Here is a 16,354-nt window from a genome sequence, read left to right on the forward strand (position 1 = left end):
GCCCCAGGGACTAATCCGCCTCGGCTGCGCACCGCCGCCCTGAATCCGATCCCCTGAAAAGACGCAGTTGGAGTAGGACCAGCTGCTTCGTGCAGCCTCGGGGAGCAAAGAAATGAACAAGCTTTGTTGGGCGACGACTATGGAAGGCTCCCCGGCGATCCCGTAGTGTCACGGTCAATTGATGTTTGCCGTGGTTTACCAGGATTCCATATGACGAGGTGGGGAATGTTCAACGTAGGGCCGTTTTCACCGCAGCAAAAGTTGATTCTGACCGTAGGCACATCAATCCTCACAGTCTTGGCGCTCATTAGATGCATTTCTTTTGTGGCAACGAGCAATAGCGAATGGCCATGGACAGCTGGGACGGTCCTGGTAGGGGTAGTTATGCTCGTCTGGATCCGAAGAGTCCCCACCAAGGAGAAAGGCCAGTGAGCCCCCTCGGACTGACGCTTTTCGGTATAGGATCATCGGGCTGTTAGCCACGGTCATATACGCGCACATCGACAGGGAGCGCACCGGTGAGCTGTTAAGCGGAAGGCCTTCTTTCTTCCATTGATCCTTGTTTCCGGAGCCTTCGGATTGGCCGGAATGCTCGTGGTTTACCTGTAGAAGCAGTCCTAAACCACGGCCAAACCCCTCACTCCAGTCCGCCTTTGAGGTTAACTGCCGGGTAGAGGGTGGGCGCCCGGTGAAGTATCCGTAATCGGACGCATCGTCGTCCAATGAGCACCCGGCTTGCGCAACAAGTTCGTTGACGAATGTGGCTTTGTCTAGGCGATCAGGACCGATCGCCAATTACCCCTAGTGCGCTATCCGCAAGCCCAGTCGAAAGTATCAGATTCCAGATCGAATTGAGCGTTGCCGCCACCGCCGAAGTTCAGCCCCGAGATCTCTTCCAGTTCGAGGTACCAGGGAGTAAGGCCGTCAGGCATCGCCTGGACGGGGAAGGCCGTTCCGCCCAAGTGGCTTATGGCGAAAAGCGGTTCAGCCCAGTCCGAAAGGCTGCTCCCACCTGCTGAGGGATTGACATACGCATCGGCGCCGACCTCATCCCCCCAGAGTTCCACCGGGGCCTTGCCGGCATTTGGATCGACGCGCGGAATCAACCAAATGTCGATGGTCGGCTCGACGATATCCCAAGCATTCGTACCTTCTGAATCGTCCACGTGCTCCCCCGCGGCACGAACATCGGGACGAGGCGCCGTCGGGCCGGCGGCCAACTCATCATCTGTGAGCCAGAGGATCGCGAATTCTCCGTCGATCACGTCTCTGCGCCTAAGCAGACCGGGATGGTCCTCGGTTGCGGCAAGGTCGCGTAGGAACGGATCGGTTGATTCGGCGCTGGGGATGGGAGATTTGCTGTTGTCTGCGAATTGTCCCTCACCAGCAAATATGGCGATTCCAGGAAACTGTGGACCACGCCTTTGAAAGTCACCGGGTAGCCAGAGCGTCAGCACATGCATCATGGGCAAACCAGTGTTGAGGCTTCGTGGCCACTGTTCCCAACGAACGCCCGGCCCAAGGCTTCCTGTCCAGCCGGACGGTGGCTGGCTGGGAAGGGCAGCCTCGGCAGTTCGCCCCGGCGCCTTGCCAACTCCATTGCCGCAACGAAATGCCAGGTTCCAAGCGATCGCCTCAGTCATGGCACCACCATATGAGGTCATGATCCAATCCAACGAAGCTGACTGAATCTTTCACGGGGGCCTAACGCCCAGCTTCGCGATGAAGAATCGCTGAAGAGTCGGCAGGGTTCGCACACCATCGGCCATAAATTGAACTCAACGAGTGCGCTGGCATTGTGCCCCGCCCCCGCAACTAGCCAGTCAAAAAGCGTTCGCTGAGGGATCGGCTTACGGTCCACGACGCCCGTCTCAGGGGCGCCGGTAGAGTGGGAAATGGTCAGTCCTCACTTCAACAAAGGGAAAACATGCCGCGTGCTGTCACCCTCGTCCGCTCGAACGCCCTCAGCGACATCGCGCAGTACGCGTACGCCGCGACATCCCCCAGCGGAGCGCGCTTAATCTTCCTGGCGGGTTCCTCCCCGCTGAACGAGGACGGAACGACCGCAGGCGTGGGGGACTACGCAGCCCAAGCTGCGAAGGCTATCGAGAACATGCACCTTGCCCTGGAAGCCGCCGGTGCCTGCCTCGAGGACGTGATCTCCACTCGGGTCCTTGTGGCGTCGACAGAGCGGGCGGATCTAGTGACGGCGTGGGATGTGGTTCGCGAGGCCTTCGGCGACCACGATGCTCCGAGCACGTTGATGGGTGTCACCGTGCTCGGCTATGAAGGCCAGCTCGTGGAGATCGAAGCAATCGCCGCCGTCATCGATTGAAGCAGCGTTGCCGATCACGTTCGCACTCTTACCCACCGGTTGACGAACGATGAAACCGTCCCATTGAAGGTTCGGCTTACGTGCACCAGGGGTGCATTAAGCGCCGCGAATAAAGCCACCACTTATCGCTGCGATTCACAGGGGCCGGGCTCGCTGCCCGGCCACGCGCAAACAAATGATCGATTTTTGGCATGGCTTACCAAGGGACACTCGGATGGCCGTGGGTATCCTGAGCCAATGTCACGACTTTTTCTTTTCCATGGCGGCGTACCCGGACTCGCTGTGAGCGAGTCAATACTTCCCCCAACCATCACTAAAACCACGTCAACAACTCTTCAGTCCAGTCTGCAGGAGGGCCTGACGGAAATAGCCCAACGCCCAGACAAGGTGTACATGACCTCTCGGGTTAATCTAGCCCGCGGCTATGCCAGCGCTTGGATCAATCCGGACACGGGTATAGAAGGCGGCGGATGGGTATACGAGGTGGAAGTCAACGACGGGACCATGGAGCCTGATCAAGATCTCTTGTCCAGCGACGGGACTTCGTTCCAGGCTGATTCTGCCGTGATTATCCGCATCCAGGACAAAGGGGTGGCGTCCAACCCAAAGCGTTACGCCAAAGAATTTCGGCAGGTTCTGAACGGACACGAGGCAGCAAAAAAGGCAAAGGAACGCTAGGCCGTAGTCACAGCGCCCTGTCCTGTTGCTGGCCTTGCCCCTTGGTGTGCTTTGACGCTTCGGATGCCGGTGCTTCGGTGGGTGGCCACAGCGCATGACGCGCCGAAACCGGGTAGGAGGCGTGCACGAGTTTCATGACCTGTTCCATCCTGGGATCCATGACGACGGATTGTTCCTGGTCTTTCTGCATCGGGTGCTGGCCTAATGTCGGCGGGTTCGTGCGCAGCTCCTCGGCCCATCCGCTGAGACGGGATTTGAGCTCTGCCAGGCCAGGTCGACGCCCGCTAGAGGATCGGCGTACGGGAACGGGTGCGACGCCGAGCGATCACAGAACGCCGCCACGAAGCGCCAACATCCACAGTACTCCCGCCGTTATGTCGCGTTTAGGGGTTCCCCAACCAGCACTTTGTTCAGATAGCTACAGTTTCGGCCGAGGAAGTTCTGTGATTCCTGGGGCGAAGATCGCCCCTTGAGAAGGTCATTTTCTTTTTCTGTTCTTACGTTGTGGCTGTATGCGCTGGGTCTTGGCAGCGATAGCCGCAGCCGCAGCCGCCTCGTCCTCAGCGTCGGTATCGGCCGTCTTTCCACCCAGGATGGGCAGCGCTGGCAGGCCCTTGGCGGCACGTCGCTCGGCGAGGGCCTTGGCGGCGGGGGAACCCGGGGTCGGCATGCGGCGGATGACGAAGAACTGCTGTGCCATGGTCCAGAGGTTGGTGGTGGTCCAGTAGATCAGTACACCGATGGGGAAGTTGATGCCGCCTACCCCGAATACGACGGGCAGGATATAGAGCATCATCTTCTGCTGGCGCATGAAAGGGCTGGCCATGGCCTCCTCGGACATGTTCTTGGCCATGATCTGCTTCTGGGTGATGAACTGCGAGGCCGTCATGGCAAGAATCATCACGATGGTTAGTACCGTGACTGCGACATTGCCGGAGTCATTGCGCAGTAGCACCGCAGACAGCGGTGCGCCAAAGATGCTGGACTCATCGAACTGTCTCACCTGCTCGATGCTCATTGCACCGACGCCTCGGCCACCCTGTTTCGCCGTGCTGATCCCGGAAAGCACTTGGAACAGTGCAAAGAAGAACGGCATCTGAATCAGCATCGGAAGGCAGGCCGAGAACGGATTGGTTCCGTGCTTCTTATACATGGCCATCTGCTCCTGCGCCATCGCCTGGCGGGAGAGCTGGTCGGTCTTGCCCTTGTACTTGTCCTGCATCTTCTTCAGATCCGGCTGCAAGAGCTGCATACCGCGCTGCGCCTTGATCTGTTTGACGAAAACAGGGATCAGGGCGGCACGAATGACCAACACCAGCCCAATGATGGACAGGGTCCACGTCCAGCCGGAAGCGTCAGGCATCCCTATGGTGCTCAGGCCTTCATGGAAGCCCACCATGATGATGGAGACAAACCATTTGAACGGAAACATGATTGTTTCAAAGAAGTCCATACCGATGCCCCTATTTCGTCAGGCCGCAAGGCGGCCGCTCCATCAGTCTGCAGCCACATGGTCGAACCGCCCCCGCGCAACATCGCGGGGCTCTCAGTTTCAGGCAGAACACGTTGACCTGCGGAGCTTCATACGGCGAGCCTAGCTCAGCTGCCATCTGGTGGTTTCCACCAGAGGCGGCCGTGGCAATTGCACGCCCCCATTTACCTGCAGTTCGCCTGCACCCCAAAGCTGACGGGGAAGAGTGTTCCGTTTAGCGTTCCCCTATCGAACGCTGGATAGTCCGTAAGGCCACCGGCTTACGGACGCTCCTACCGCGCCCTCCCTCGATGAGTCGGTACCAGCGCTTACAGTGCGAGTGTGATTGAGGAAAGCTACCCGCAGGCGGTCTCCCACCTTCGTTCTGCCCAGCGATGCGCATCCGAGATGGCTGCGGCTTGGAGCGCGGCTTTTGACGAGCAGTTCATGGGTGCGACTGTGATCGTCAATGACGAGGGGTCGGGGACTATTACCGCTTCAGTGGAGTGGCCCGGAACCCTACAGAGTGATCTGACGCGGCGGTTTTCGAGCTGCGTAAGCGAGCTATGGTCAGCGCTGGACGCTCTCATTATCGAGACGGTGCAGCTCTTCTCGTCCTCGCGCACCCCACGGGACCCGGACGTTGAAAGATACTGGCCAATTGCGGATTCCGAGGAGAATCTCAGTCTTCTACTGGAGAAGGCCTGTATCAATGGGGTGCTGCGTGTTCACGCGGACATCGTCTGTAGTACGCAGCCATTCCTTCCTGATTCAGGTATCGAGCAGATAGGACGATTACAAGCGGGCCTAAGACAACTTCTAAGTTGGTCTGAAGCCCTGGAAGCCGGCTCAAACATCACCGTTTGGGCAACTCCAACTGAGCCAATAATTTTCACGAAACCCCATCGTGAGGGAATTGAATGCCTACCTCGCCCCTCTTTCGATCTTGGAGGCAGCCCAGATGGAGTAGTTGCGACCTTCCGTGTGCCTGCCTACCAACGAGGCATGCAGGTAGACGCCCGTCCAGGCACATTGTTGGACCTGGGGTTTGCGCCAGGATTCATTCCAGTCGGGACAGACGACACGTTCGAATCGCGGCTAAGAGAGGTTACTGAGGTCATCGCCCTGCTCCATGCTCATTTCGCAGCAGTTACAGGCAAGGTAAGCGGCACTCGTGCGCTCCCCATCGAGGTTGTCGGCCGGCAGAATCTTTGGAACGATGCGGCGGCCTCTCCCCGCCGTTGGCAGCAATCAGAGCTTGCGAAGTTAACGGAAACTGGTGCTCGGGTCGCTGTCGTCATCGATCCAGACCCTGGCGAGCTCGTACTACTTATTCCCACCGCAAGCGGGGTCTTTGAACGACGAATCCCCAATGCCACACAGCTCCGGGCGTCACACACCGTCGGCCTTGCAGCAGAACGCGCAGTGCATGAAGCCGTTGCAACCTGGGGTCTCCCAGATTTTGTGATGAAACCTCAGGTCGAACGTAAAGGGTCCGGCGTGCGAGAAATTGGCGACGGGCTCCTCATGGCTGGCGACATTGGCGCAATCGTTCAAGTTAAGGGTCGCAGCGCTGAAATTTCGGTGCCAGACAAAGAAGCCCGATGGATCAACAAGAACGTCGAGAAGGCGCTAAAGCAGGTTCAAGGCACTTATCGGCGTCTCCAGCAATCACCCGTCGATCTTGAAAATGGTCGCGGGCGCCTGCTACGCCTCGACGGTCGAGCAGTGAAATGGGTCGGCGTCGTCATCATTGACCACCCTCAAATTCCAACGAAACACCCCCTCTCCACGGCCGAGGGACCACTCCCTACAATCGTGCTCGCTCGGCGCGACTGGGAGTTTCTCTTCGAGCAGCTCAAGTCCACCAGCGCTGTCATTCGCTACCTGATCCGAGTTGAGACCTCGACCGAGTACCTGGGCGAGGAACCTCATCGTTACTTCGATCTAGCATCACTTGATGCCGCCGTTTCAGAAACCGATTCCGATCCAGCCGACGCGACGGTAGAAGCACTAGGGACACGGTTCAGCTACCCCTTGTTGCCGATGGAGCCAGCGGGAGCGCAGTACCCTACCGAATTTGGGCTCACCCGTCTTATCTGCGAGGACATCGCCAGCATCGACGGCAATGAAGTCACGCCCGAAATGGAAGTCGAAGTCCTCGCCTCTATCGATGCACTTCCGGTAGCTTCACGAGTAGAGCTTGGAACCCTCCTCTACAGTGAGCTCGACACAAAGCACGGGGCAAACGGCGTTCGATGGAGATCCCGGACATTCCTGCCGCCCGCGCCGGGCGGTTATCAAGTCTCCTTCGTTGTTTGCTCGGCCTACAACGAAGCGACAGCGGATGCATTCAAGGCATGGTTGATGTTTCGTCATACTGAGCGCGCACAGACCGAAGACATCACAAGAGCTCGGTCGATCGCAGTCCTACTCACCCCACGCCTAGATGACGTTCGGCCGTGGGATACGACCTTGCTCGTCGTAGAGGGCGATCTGCAACTATCGGAGGAACAATTGGCCAGCTACGCCGCACTCTGGGGAAAACGGGAAGAGCAAGGGAGCCGCCAAACTGGGAGCTTGAAGTAGGGTAAGCGAGCAACGACTCGGTCACTGCCGGTCGGTTCTCGCGCCTGCTCCACACGCTACTGACCTCTGAATCTTTCGGCGGTATGGCCGGCGCAACGTTCGGTGGGGGATCCCTTGCCGGAACAACCCGCTGCTACGCTGGCGACACAATGCATTACCGATGACGAGAGTGCTGACTGATGAAGCCTTGGATTCACCCACAGGAGAGACGATCCAGGATCTATTGGTGGATTCAGATCCCCGTCGTAGTGATCGTCATGATTCTGGGGCCACTTCTGTTGTTGCGCGAGCCCACGGGCGAGCACATCCTCATCTCCGCCCTTATCGTGGCGGTCGGCGCAGCGGCATTAGTCCTGGCCATAAAAGTGCTGAGAAGACTTCCGGAAGAGTACCGATACGAGGCCGAAGACGACGCCGGGAGCTAGAAGGCCACGCATCCTGTCTCGAACCGCCGTGTTTCGAATCCAAAGCTGAGTAAGACGGCTAGCCTGCGTCGATGCCACGTCCGGTAGGGATCCTTCACCGGACACCCGCACCCTGGCAGACCCGACTGCAAGGACGTGATGCCGTTACCTACGGGCCTGTCAGCAGGGCCCCTGAAGTGAACTAGGGAAGGTTTGGATTCTGTGAATGCCGCTTGCGGACTATTAGCTGAGCCACGATCTGGGCATATCGCGCGATGACGAAGGCAATCGCTATTCCCAGGATGAGGAGACCGGAGATGCCATAGCCCGACCCATCCTCGAGTACTACGTGTCCCAGCAGGTGACCATGGAAGATGAAGTACTCGAGGAGCCAGGCGCCAAAGCTGACGACAAAGGCTACGGCGAAAAGGGCCCAGACTGTGTTCATGCCTCGAAAAAAGCCCCGGCTCTTTCCAGGGCCTCCTGTCGTCGCGTGCATAGCTCCTGCCTTTCGCTGGTTATGGACTCTGCCCCAACGCAGATCTGCCAATGCACCCCGGAGCGCACGCCATGCAATGGATCGGCTGGCCGCCTTCCGCGTAAGACCGCTGCGGGCTGCTGCTGCGTATTGCTCGTAAAGGTCCGACAGCAGCTCCTCCCGCCGGCCCTCAGCGATCTGTTTTGGAACTGAGCGGGTGTAGGTGGTGACCCACCACAGAACAGCTTTTGCTGTCCACGATTCCAGGTACTCACTCATGCGCGCGCCGGCCTCATTTGAGTCGGAACGGGGTTCCGCGCTGGCGCCACTTGCGCTAACTGGAGTGCAGCTTTCCCTGGTGCTGTGATGCTGTAAAGGCGGCGTCGGGGACGTCCTTCGCGTTCTGCAATCTCTGGGCTTTCCCACTCGGCTTCCAAAAAACCCGCGTCACTCAGTCTCGATAGAGCTTTGTAGAGTGTCCCGTGAGCTGCCAGCATCGTTCCGCCTTTTGCTGCGAGCGTGTTGGCGAGAGAAAAGCCGTAAGCCGGCCGGCCAGCGAGTTTCGACTCTTCAACGATCTCCAGGATGTGCACCTCCAGTGGAAGTAGCGTTCCCTGCTTTCTACGGCCCATAGCCAAAGAATAGGAAGATACCTTCTTATAGTCAAGGACTGGGACCGCTCAGGTTGAAACCAAATAGCAGCAGGGTGCTTGTGGAAGAGTGCGTCAGCAAGACGGTGGCCCAAAGGACGCACCTGCATTTCGATAGAGGAACCCTCAACGGGACACCCGTTTCCTCTTGGCGGCTGGTAATTGGACGTCCATGTATCATGGGCAAGCACACCGCAATGAGAGGAACTAATGGTCGATTTGTTCTTTTACCTTGGAATCCTGCTGGCATTAGGTGCAGTGGCGGTTCTCGGTGTGGCTCTTCGACAATTAGTCCGGGAAAAGAAGTCGATGTCTCGCGGACAATACTCACTCTTCATCGCACTGTGCGCCGCGGGAATTGCCTCATTCTTCATGCACGCATGGCTACAGTAGACACGACCATACAGGTCTGCATGGGCGCCAAGAGGTGTCGGTCAGGGTTCCCCTTCGGGGACAGAAGTTATGCAGGGCCTAACCCTTCGGAACGGCTGGGCAGTAACGACTTCGTACGGGCCGGAGGAAAACGTATCCCCTCTATTAACTTCACCGCAGGAAGCCCTGCCTCAGTTACCTATCCTCAAGCTTGAAATTGAAGCGCCATCCGGAAGATCGCGGGTGGCGACTATGAGCTGTCCCATGATTGACCAGTAGACGTCGATGTCAGTTAGTTCCAAATTTGATTCATCGTCGCTACCTCCGAGAAACAGGGGCGTTTTGTAGCCGATGCACTGATTGAACTCAGGTGCGGGCCCGCCCCCGGCGCACCAATCCTCAAAAGCTTCGGGAAACAAGCAGGAATCCCTGTATCTGAAGAGTGCGTAGTCGTGGAAGTCAGAGAAGGCAACGGGTACCTCCAATGCTTCTCCGGTTCCTGGTTCCAAGAGCACTACCCCAGGTTTCTCAGCCGAGCCTCTCCGGAAGTCGAGGGCAAATTGGCGCCCCAACCAGTCGAATCCGAAACAAAGCAGGGGTGCCTTGAGGGCGGGAAATGCAAATGCAGCGGCTTCAGAGGCTTCCCTGGACGAGCCGACGTCGTGAACGCGGTAAAGGCCACCCTCGAAAGTTGTACCGCCGTATGTCTCGAAGAGGTTTTGGAGGATTGGAACCGCATCATCGGGCGTATTTCTTGAGGCGGCGGACTCTCGGGACGATGGCGTAAAGCTCTTGGCAAAAGTTTCAAACATCGTGATTAGCATTCCTACGAGTCGGACATTTGCATAAGTCTAGGCCTCGGCAGTAAGTGCCCCGACCGCATGGTGTGATCACAAGTGACGTGAACAGCCACTGGAACGAGCACCAGCACCAAACTGTCCCGCTGAGGGTTGGGTTGCGAGACATAGCCCTAGGCAAGCAGCATCCGGAGGACCACCATCAGCGCACCGGCGCTGAAAAGTAACGCACAAAACAAGGTGCCTACAACTTCCATGCCCCGGACTTGCTCGGCTTTGTCCCTAGGAGGCAGGACTTTGTACTTCTCCGTGATGATGTACACCTGATATGCCGCGATGCGCCTGCGGAAAACGAACCAAGCAGCCGCCACCAGCATGAACACAATGCCTTCCATTTCGCCCCCTCGATCTCCGCAAAGCATGCCCTTTACTCAGCGACGCTACTCCATGGCTTGGGCGCGAGACAGCGACCTAAGTATGGGCGCCTCCCCACACGCCCGCTTGGAACGGCCTAGCTGTACCCATGACTTGGAAGATGTCCCGTCCAGGGTTTGAGCAACGGAACAGCAGATAGTCCTGGATCAGGCCCTCTCAGTGGTCCTGAATCAAGTTGACCTACTCAACAGCGATGCCCCAAACGCCAGACGGTCAGTGTCGACTTGAGCTCTTCTACATTCACCCCAAAGTCGTCGAGTCGGAGCCCACTCGTCCCCAGTGAGATTGGCATGCACCGCGTCGCGTTCTGACTCGAGATAACAAATTGAGCCGACCTCTTGTGGGACCCTATTCACCATCATATCGTCTATCAATAACATCGGTAATCAATAAAGGAGCATCATGGACAAAGCAGTCTGGAAGCGCCGCGGAGCAACTACAGCCGCGATTACCGGAGTCACCGTCCTAGGGGGTGCCATGATCGCGGGATCGGTTTTACCGCCCTGGCCAATGCTTTCCAACCAGTACTTCGGCCAGAACTCACCGATCGGGAACTTCGTCCAGGGTGTGTTCGGCTATCCCATCGAGGGCCTCTTTACGTCTGCGCCTGTCGTTGCAAATACGCCTCCGCACATCGTGCTGTTGGAAGCGGCGCCGCCTATTCTGCAGGCAGTCATCCTCGCCGTCCTGACCTTCGCAATGGCCCGCCTCCTGGCCGGGATCGCCGGCGGTGATTCGTTCGCTCCCTCTGTCCGCAGCTCGCTGACGCTCCTGAGTGTGACCGCGGTGGGCGGCGCCCTGGTCCACTTCGGCGTGGGATTGCTTGCCTGGACCATTTGCAAGCCATGGCTGGAGTCGGTCAGCACCTTGCCGATCAATGATCTCGTCTACGGTCGGCCGCCTTTTCCCGACTGGCCGGTGACGCTCCTGATCATCGGAATACTGGCTGCTGCCTTCCGGGTCGCGTTCCGCGACGGCGCGAATCTGAGGGAGGAAGTTGTCGGCATTGTCTGAGCGAAAGGAAGAACAGCACCGCATCGCCTGCCATCTCGACGACGTACTGCGCGACCGCGGGGTGACCTTGACCGAGCTTGCCCGGCGGACCGGGATCACGATGGCGAACCTGTCCATCCTCAAAACCAACAAGGCCAGGGCTATCCGCTTCTCGACCCTCACGGCTGTCTGCGAAGCGCTCGACACCGAACCAGCCGAACTTTTCAGCTTCTCCCGAAGTGAGACCTTTCCGGTGAACGCCAAAAGTTGACCCGCCTGACAGAAGGCCGGTTGCAGCACGCGACTGAAGATGGTTGGAGCAAAATCAGCGATAGCTTACTCATACGATAGGGGTCGTCCGTTGAGGGTTGCTTTGCTGCACGGCTACTTCGCTACGCGCTCACGGGAACTAAGCTTTTCTGAGCACCGAAATATCTGTGGGGGAACGAGATGGAAATGAAAAACGCGGAACTTGTGCTTTTTGTGCCCAACCGGGATGAATGGGAAGCAAAGTTCGAAAACTACATGCGGGCACGTAAACGCGCGGTGTCATGGGTTGGCGGAGTTTTCGGTATCCTCCTGATCGTTGGGACCGCATACCTGGCCGCAATGCTCTACCCATTGATCAGCGGCGACATTGCCTTCGGCCACCCCAGATACTACGACTACCGCACAGGCTCAGATGTGGCGCTGGTTCTTGTCAGTTTGGCTTTGTTTCTCTATTGCGGTGGCACCATCATGCTCAATCGGTGGGTCCGCAAAACCAACGGCATGCTTGGACTAACTCCCGACGGCACCGTCGCCGATGTGCGTGAGGCGCCTGGTCGAGTTGAAGCCCCGTGAGGCATCTGGAGGAGCTGAAAGCGCACTATACGGCCGCTGTCGGCGCCGAACCTGAGTTCGGCACGATGACCTCGTTGGAGGGCAACACCGCCGGCATCTTCTACTGGCCTAAGGCATCATCACGGATGGGGGTCCACGTATATGCTTCCGCCGGCATCAGCGTCCCCGGTCCCCGCGGCCGCGGCCATTCACACACAGTGGAAGTCTTCACCGGCATCAAGCAGGACTTTCCTCAAGTTCGAGAGGCATTCGCCAACCTCATCACCAGCATGGTTTGCAGCACCACGCCCCACCCTGCCCGCCACGGCGTATTTGTCGCCGGGAACTGGCAAGTGATCGAAGGCCGAAAGTTCACCGGCTGGGTCCTGACAGAACGACCGGACGAACTCATTCCGGACCTGCAGCTGAAGGACGGACGCCACATCACTTTCCTCGACGCGCTGCCGGTTTTCCCTGAAGAGGCAGAGTTCCGGCACGGCAACCGAGCGGACGATCTGCTCGGGATGTGGGAGGAATGGGAAGTGAAGTCCGCGGATCTGGACCGGGAGCTGCACCCAAGCCTAAAGAAGCCGAAAAAGACCTCGTGGCTGCGGTCCGCCCTGAATATGGGACGGCGATGACACAGACCAGGGGAACCGGAGCACTCTACGGGTTCCTGCAGAGGTTCCTCGGATAGACCGGCTTGCATCCAGATGTTTTCGACGCCGCAACAGCAATCCGCGATCAGCAGGATCGACTCAGGGCTGCGGTATCACGAAGTGCGCGACGACTGTCAGGACCAGGATTACAGGCACTGCGAGGACGACGCTTCGGTACATGCCACCCAGCCAGGTGCTTGCCTGAGACGGCCGAAGCAATAGTCCGATGATGACAGTCGCGAGCAGTGCCACGAGGATGCCCGCACTAATTAGCGACGCACGAACAGGCAGCAAATGCGGCGGGCACATCGCCGAAAGGCTGACCGCACATCCCCAACTAGGCAAAATAGGCTGCGCCATCCAAAGGACAAGCAGGCCTAGAAGGACGACGCAAGCCGCGACTACAGGAGAGCGCGTGGCGCCGTGTGTCTGAATGGGCATATTGCCAGACTATCGAGTAACACCCCTGGTTCACGCCGATAATGAAAAGGGCTACTGGGTGTCCCGGCAGCCCCCAGAGGGTTTCCTCCCGTGCGCCAAGATCCATAAGCGGTACTTCCCCCACGGAGTGTTCAAGGGCTGATAGCCAAGAGCAGCGTAAGACGCAATGACATGCACCTCAAAGCGGTTGTAGGCTCCGGATATGTCGGAAACAGAGGGTCGCAAGCGTCTCCAGCCGAAAATGGGGCGTGGGGGGCTGGCGGTTCGGTATGTGGGCCTATAGCGGCCAAGTCGCCGGCAGTGCGCTCCTCGCCGTCAACCAGTTCACAAGGGGATTGAACAACGGTTGGGATATTGCGTTCTTCTGCCTTTACGCCGTGTGGTTCTTGCTAAGCGCCGGCCAAGTCCTTTACATGGTCCGGTCTACCGAAATGACGCCCCATTTTGGGAAGAGGAAGAGGTTCGTCGGGCGGATTTGGAGCGTCGGGGAAGACGACTCTGAGCACTCCTGTTGCCGGTTCCAGACAACGCGTTGAATCCGTTCCCAAGATTTGTCTGAGGGAAAGGGAGCAACCCGTAGAGGGTTGCCTTTGCAATGCACCAGTTCCCGGGCCCTAGGCTAGGAACGGCACTAGGCATATATGGGGGAGAGAATGACGCAGACGACAGCGAGCGACCAGAAAGAACAAACCGCAGCTTGGGACAAACGATGCTGGAAGACGCAGCTCAAGTACGGCGCGGTGGTGTTGCCGACAACGTGCCTGCTAATGCTCCCCTTTTTTGTCGCTCTTTTTTACTTCATAGACATTGTGAATCCTCTGATGTCCGGCGAGCTGGCATACGGCCAGCCCGGATACTACGAATACCATGCCGCAAAGGATGAGCTCCTCATCATCATGGCCGTTCTGTTTGTCCTCTACATCATCGCGTTGTACTTCGCGTACCGCTGGTACAAGAAGATGATGCGCGACCTAGGCCCGCGGCCGGGCGGATACCCCGGCAGATGGAAACGCTGGCTGGGCTCCGCATAAGAATTCAAGCAGCTCCATGCGGGCGTCTTCCGATATATATCCTCAAGCTTTGAATTGCAATCTTCTTATAGATGGCCGTCTAAAGTCTATTTACGGCTCAGCCGCCCGGAGCACTAAACGTGAGGGCACCGCGCTGGTCAAGGGACTAAAACCGATTGCTGCAGAGGTGATTGAATGGAGCCGGTGAAAGTGTCCTCGTTCAAAGACCCACTCTTGCTGCGTGCGATCCCGCGGAATGCCCGTCCCGCAGCTCAGCAGACGATGCGGATCCTAGAACGCCCGGAAATCCCGACGTCAGCCCGCTTGATTCAAGACACCAACTGGCATGTGGCCGACTACCCGGAGATTCATGTCGCCGCGGACCTTCTGCAGATCCCCTACCGCATGTACTACTCCTGGCCAGCCGAGGCCAAGACCTCGCAGCTCACACCATAAGAACATCTCGTCCTGGCCTGCTGGATGTCACGGCACCACGATGGCCGGGTACGGCAAAAGGCGCTTTCCCTGATCCTCGCTTCAAACACCCCCTGGACCATACCTTTCGTTATTCAACTCTGCGGCGAGTATGTCATCGAGTTAGGTAAGGACGTGTTGGCCTTCTTGGACCAGGACCTGCCGGACCGGCCAGTTCTTCGACGGGCTTACAGGCAGTTTTCCGATGAGAACCCTCAGTTCATCAGCCTTACCGAGCAGAGAGCGGCAAGTTATTGGCTAGATGATTATCAATCCGAAATGACACGAGACGAATATCCTCAGCTTGCGGCGTTGAAGATTTTGGCGAGCTTGTCCGGCTGATCCGAGCCATCAGACGACAACCGAACGAATAGCGTTGGGCAACGCGCCTGAGAGACGGAGTGTCTAGTTGTCTTCCTCAATGGGCAGTGAACGAAGCCTGAGCAATTGGTACGCCAGCCAAATCGTTCCGACGATTGGCAGAAGAGGGAACGTGGGTCGGCCCGTAGCGGCGAGGAAGGCGAAAATCGCCCAAAGAATAGCGGTGATGACAGCGATGGAGATAAGTGATTTGCGGGTGACAGGATAGGACGGCAGGACGATGCCTTCGGCGCGGAGTTTGCGGGTTTCAATCATGGCCCCGCGAATCAATGGACCGAAGAGCGCAGCTAAACCAGCAATGGCCAATAAAGTACGCCAGGGTTGCGGAACATTGGCAGCTTCCAAAACGCTACCCAGCAGCACCCCTAGGAAAAGGAACCACCACAGACCCCATACAACAAGTCGCCGTCGCTTCGGCGGCATGCCCTCTCGCGAATCGGAAGGCCAGGATTGCCATTCATACTTGTTGCCGCTTTTGGCTGCCTCCGGGTCCATTCGCTTAGCCTAGCCTCAGGACTCACGACGCAACCGCAGTAGTTGGCGTAGCGCTGAGGGTTGTCCCATAGAGGGTTCCCATTCGGTCCGGTGCTGCTTTAGATCTGGCACGTGAACCCTGGTGTTACTCTCAACTTGTGGCCGCCCAGCCGGTAAGGGGAATCACGGGTTGTTAGCGCATGCGAAACAAGAAGGGCTGGAAGTAGACCCCGGATACTCGCCACCTCGGTTCGTTAGTCACGTGACTGCATACTCCGCTAAGAGGACAGTCAGACGCATGGATGTAACTCGTTGTTTTGGACCACGGAATAGTCGCTGCATCAGCAGCGCCTCGTAACGGGTTGGCTACTGCATCGGCCGGTTGGCAACGTCGGCGTCCCACGTTAGGTCTGCTCCTTCATCCAAAGGCAGCGCCTCGATGGCAGGGTCCAGGACCAGCGCGCCGATATGAGCTCATGGCTGCCGGCCACCACCGTGGAATCGAAGTCTATTTCTGACACCATGACCCAGCTTCTGTCCGCCGGCCACAGAATGCTCGGTGACTGCGGGGAATGGTGCCACGGCACATGATTCACCCACCCGGGGTCAAGGTAAAACTGGGGCGCAGCATTGAAGAGGTAATAGGCGCGCCCCGGCAGGTTCAGTGTTTCTCCGTTGACCACCTCTGCCGGCAACAGGCCCGAACCCGGTCCGCTGTCCAGCGCGGCAGCCCTTGATGAACCCGTAGGCATCCAAGACCACCTTGTACGACGGAACTGCTTGCGGCTGTACCGCGTCCCCCAACGCCATAGGCCCAGCCTACAGATGGACGTCGCGTTGGGGGTTCCCCAAACGGACGGCAGAATGCCAGGCGCCGGGGTCTTCTGGCGT

Annotated in this window: 20 protein-coding genes and 1 pseudogene; 12 read left to right on the forward strand and 9 right to left on the reverse strand. The window is 58.1% G+C overall.

Annotation, left to right across the window (positions count from 1 at the left end):
- Window positions 1-809: 809 nt before the first annotated feature.
- Entirely contained in the window at window positions 810-1,643 is an 834-nt protein-coding gene (locus AC1MCD_RS09080) for a hypothetical protein (protein WP_498677806.1), read from the reverse strand.
- A 284-nt stretch (window positions 1,644-1,927) separates the two neighbouring features.
- Here AC1MCD_RS09080 and AC1MCD_RS09085 point away from each other — a divergent pair, with 284 nt between their 5' ends.
- Both AC1MCD_RS09085 and AC1MCD_RS09090 read left to right on the forward strand, forming a co-directional pair.
- Window positions 1,928-2,335, forward strand: a complete 408-nt coding sequence (locus tag AC1MCD_RS09085) for a RidA family protein (RefSeq protein WP_498677807.1) — start codon at window positions 1,928-1,930, stop codon at window positions 2,333-2,335.
- Window positions 2,336-2,572: 237 nt separating this feature from the next.
- A complete protein-coding gene (locus tag AC1MCD_RS09090; RefSeq protein ID WP_498677808.1) occupies window positions 2,573-3,013 on the forward strand; it encodes a hypothetical protein in 441 nt (146 codons plus the stop codon).
- 7 nt (window positions 3,014-3,020) lie between these two features.
- Here the strand turns inward: AC1MCD_RS09090 and AC1MCD_RS09095 are convergent, their stop codons facing one another.
- On the reverse strand, window positions 3,021-3,203 hold the full coding sequence (locus tag AC1MCD_RS09095) for a hypothetical protein (protein WP_498677810.1): 183 nt from the start codon (window positions 3,201-3,203) through the stop codon (window positions 3,021-3,023).
- Between the two features lie 288 nt (window positions 3,204-3,491).
- Window positions 3,492-4,466 carry a membrane protein insertase YidC gene (gene yidC / locus AC1MCD_RS09100; protein ID WP_498677811.1) on the reverse strand — a complete coding sequence of 325 codons (975 nt, stop codon included), beginning with the start codon at window positions 4,464-4,466 and terminating at the stop codon, window positions 3,492-3,494.
- Between the two features lie 360 nt (window positions 4,467-4,826).
- Between yidC and AC1MCD_RS09105 the strand changes: the two genes are divergently transcribed.
- Both AC1MCD_RS09105 and AC1MCD_RS09110 read left to right on the forward strand, forming a co-directional pair.
- Window positions 4,827-7,073, forward strand: coding sequence for a hypothetical protein (locus AC1MCD_RS09105; RefSeq protein WP_498677812.1), 2,247 nt, complete (start codon window positions 4,827-4,829; stop codon window positions 7,071-7,073).
- Window positions 7,074-7,252: 179 nt separating this feature from the next.
- Window positions 7,253-7,498 carry a hypothetical protein gene (locus AC1MCD_RS09110; protein ID WP_498677814.1) on the forward strand — a complete coding sequence of 82 codons (246 nt, stop codon included), beginning with the start codon at window positions 7,253-7,255 and terminating at the stop codon, window positions 7,496-7,498.
- 181 nt (window positions 7,499-7,679) lie between these two features.
- Here the strand turns inward: AC1MCD_RS09110 and AC1MCD_RS09115 are convergent, their stop codons facing one another.
- The 4 genes from AC1MCD_RS09115 to AC1MCD_RS09130 form a co-directional block, all read right to left on the reverse strand.
- Complete coding sequence (locus tag AC1MCD_RS09115) at window positions 7,680-7,925, reverse strand: hypothetical protein (protein ID WP_498677816.1); 246 nt, start codon at window positions 7,923-7,925, stop codon at window positions 7,680-7,682.
- A gap of 305 nt (window positions 7,926-8,230) precedes the next feature.
- Entirely contained in the window at window positions 8,231-8,587 is a 357-nt protein-coding gene (locus AC1MCD_RS09120) for a PadR family transcriptional regulator (RefSeq protein WP_498677818.1), read from the reverse strand.
- A 581-nt stretch (window positions 8,588-9,168) separates the two neighbouring features.
- Complete coding sequence (locus tag AC1MCD_RS09125; RefSeq protein WP_498677820.1) at window positions 9,169-9,789, reverse strand: T6SS immunity protein Tdi1 domain-containing protein; 621 nt, start codon at window positions 9,787-9,789, stop codon at window positions 9,169-9,171.
- A gap of 158 nt (window positions 9,790-9,947) precedes the next feature.
- Window positions 9,948-10,169 (reverse strand): hypothetical protein, encoded by a 222-nt coding sequence (locus AC1MCD_RS09130; protein WP_498677822.1) that lies wholly within the window; start codon window positions 10,167-10,169, stop codon window positions 9,948-9,950.
- Between the two features lie 230 nt (window positions 10,170-10,399).
- On the opposite strand from AC1MCD_RS09130, the pseudogene AC1MCD_RS09135 reads away from it, so the two are divergent.
- The 8 genes and pseudogenes from AC1MCD_RS09135 to AC1MCD_RS09170 all read left to right on the forward strand — a co-directional run.
- Window positions 10,400-10,517: pseudogene (locus AC1MCD_RS09135) on the forward strand (VOC family protein); the annotation flags it as partial.
- Between the two features lie 94 nt (window positions 10,518-10,611).
- Complete coding sequence (locus AC1MCD_RS09140; RefSeq protein WP_498677824.1) at window positions 10,612-11,223, forward strand: hypothetical protein; 612 nt, start codon at window positions 10,612-10,614, stop codon at window positions 11,221-11,223.
- Window positions 11,216-11,473, forward strand: a complete 258-nt coding sequence (locus tag AC1MCD_RS09145) for a helix-turn-helix domain-containing protein (RefSeq protein ID WP_498677827.1) — start codon at window positions 11,216-11,218, stop codon at window positions 11,471-11,473. The genes AC1MCD_RS09140 and AC1MCD_RS09145 overlap by 8 nt, the downstream gene beginning before the upstream one ends.
- Before the next feature lie 179 nt (window positions 11,474-11,652).
- On the forward strand, window positions 11,653-12,045 hold the full coding sequence (locus tag AC1MCD_RS09150) for a hypothetical protein (RefSeq protein WP_498677828.1): 393 nt from the start codon (window positions 11,653-11,655) through the stop codon (window positions 12,043-12,045).
- Entirely contained in the window at window positions 12,042-12,665 is a 624-nt protein-coding gene (locus AC1MCD_RS09155; RefSeq protein ID WP_498677830.1) for a suppressor of fused domain protein, read from the forward strand. The genes AC1MCD_RS09150 and AC1MCD_RS09155 overlap by 4 nt, the downstream gene beginning before the upstream one ends.
- Before the next feature lie 1,112 nt (window positions 12,666-13,777).
- Window positions 13,778-14,155: a hypothetical protein gene (locus AC1MCD_RS09160; RefSeq protein WP_498677832.1), complete on the forward strand. Its 378-nt coding sequence runs from the start codon at window positions 13,778-13,780 to the stop codon at window positions 14,153-14,155.
- 174 nt (window positions 14,156-14,329) lie between these two features.
- Window positions 14,330-14,590 carry a hypothetical protein gene (locus tag AC1MCD_RS09165; RefSeq protein ID WP_498677834.1) on the forward strand — a complete coding sequence of 87 codons (261 nt, stop codon included), beginning with the start codon at window positions 14,330-14,332 and terminating at the stop codon, window positions 14,588-14,590.
- Window positions 14,591-14,614: 24 nt separating this feature from the next.
- Complete coding sequence (locus AC1MCD_RS09170) at window positions 14,615-14,950, forward strand: hypothetical protein (protein ID WP_498677836.1); 336 nt, start codon at window positions 14,615-14,617, stop codon at window positions 14,948-14,950.
- Window positions 14,951-15,013: 63 nt separating this feature from the next.
- Here the strand turns inward: AC1MCD_RS09170 and AC1MCD_RS09175 are convergent, their stop codons facing one another.
- Both AC1MCD_RS09175 and AC1MCD_RS09180 read right to left on the reverse strand, forming a co-directional pair.
- Window positions 15,014-15,484, reverse strand: coding sequence for a hypothetical protein (locus AC1MCD_RS09175; RefSeq protein WP_498677838.1), 471 nt, complete (start codon window positions 15,482-15,484; stop codon window positions 15,014-15,016).
- Between the two features lie 383 nt (window positions 15,485-15,867).
- Complete coding sequence (locus AC1MCD_RS09180) at window positions 15,868-16,215, reverse strand: hypothetical protein (protein WP_498677840.1); 348 nt, start codon at window positions 16,213-16,215, stop codon at window positions 15,868-15,870.
- Between the last annotated feature and the right edge of the window lie 139 nt (window positions 16,216-16,354).

The sequence above is a fragment of the Arthrobacter sp. BF1 genome (genome assembly GCF_056680215.1).